The sequence below is a fragment of the Lactobacillus amylolyticus DSM 11664 genome (assembly GCF_000178475.1).
GTDB lineage: Bacteria > Bacillota > Bacilli > Lactobacillales > Lactobacillaceae > Lactobacillus > Lactobacillus amylolyticus.
On the sequence record NZ_ADNY01000072.1, the window covers coordinates 1 to 1,197 of the forward strand.

At 36.8% G+C, this 1,197-nt stretch carries 1 protein-coding gene; it reads right to left on the reverse strand.

Annotated features, from left to right (window positions below):
* Nucleotides 1-131: 131 nt before the first annotated feature.
* The coding region (locus HMPREF0493_RS08530; protein WP_006352830.1) for an IS4 family transposase at nt 132-1,197 on the reverse strand (1,066 nt) is incomplete at its 5' end.

Here is a 1,197-nt window from a genome sequence, read left to right on the forward strand (position 1 = left end):
CAATGTCATTAAGTTAAGACATTGACAAAGCTGATGATACTTTTTAAGACATTTATCGAATTGTTTTATTCGGTAAATGTCTTTTTTGATAGCACAAATAAGCCATCACAAGATAGCCATTTCGGATTAGTTTAAGCTGCTAAACGATAAGGAAAGCCAATCACTAATTTAGCTCTTAAATTTCGCTTATCCTTTCTTCCCGGTCTGATCGGAGTTAAATAAAATGCCATATCCAGCAATAATTGCGTGAAGGCTTTATCTGAATTATCGCTTATACCAAAATATCGTCGCCAAACACAGCAGGCCATTTTAAAGTCTATTCGATATTGATATTTTCCCTGAGAATAAGGTTTTGAGCTAGAAGCAGCTGATAAACTCACGGCGTTATACATTGCAAAGTGAGCGTATATTTCCATGTAAACAAACTGATCTTTTTTAGAATGAAACTGCACTCCGCTTAAATCATATTTAAGCTCTCTAAAAGAAGTTTCTATTCCCCAGCGAAGATGATAGATCTCTTTCATTCTGGCTAAAGGAAATTCGTCACGGTCCAAGTTAGTGATAAGAACTTCCCATTCATCAGCTGAACCTGGCGGATTAATTCTAAACTTGCAAACCCGAAACTTGACATTGCATAGGCCTTCGAAATCCCAGCGCCAGTCTTTGGTATTTTTAGAACGGATAGCTTTATAGTGATGTTTTTTGTGTAGAATCAGGTGCAGAAATTTTTCCCTGTCTTTATGAGTAACGTAATAATGATGTGACGAGGTTACTCTGCAAGACAGGTCAATATCATATTCTTGTTCTGACATACCAGCAATTTCTTTGATAGCGCCATATCCAGCTTTAGTTCTGATCACATAGTGACAATGCTTTAGCCGATTGCAGTTTTCAATTAGATTAAAGCTGCTGTAGCCACGATCCATTAGAACTATAAAATCTTTTTCTCGTTGCGCTAAGTTTTTTAACATTGCAAGAGCAGCGTCACGTTCATTCATCTTTTGTCGCGGCTGAAAAACTAAATCCAAATATAACTTGTTTAGAAAATCATAGAGAGCATTTACGTGAATCTGACAAGATCTTCGACCATCTTTGCCTTGAAAAATATTTTCCGACTTAGGATTAAAGGGCTGATCAAAATCAGAACCATCAAGCGCTACAACCAAGTATCTGTCATCCAGTAATTGCAATGCATCG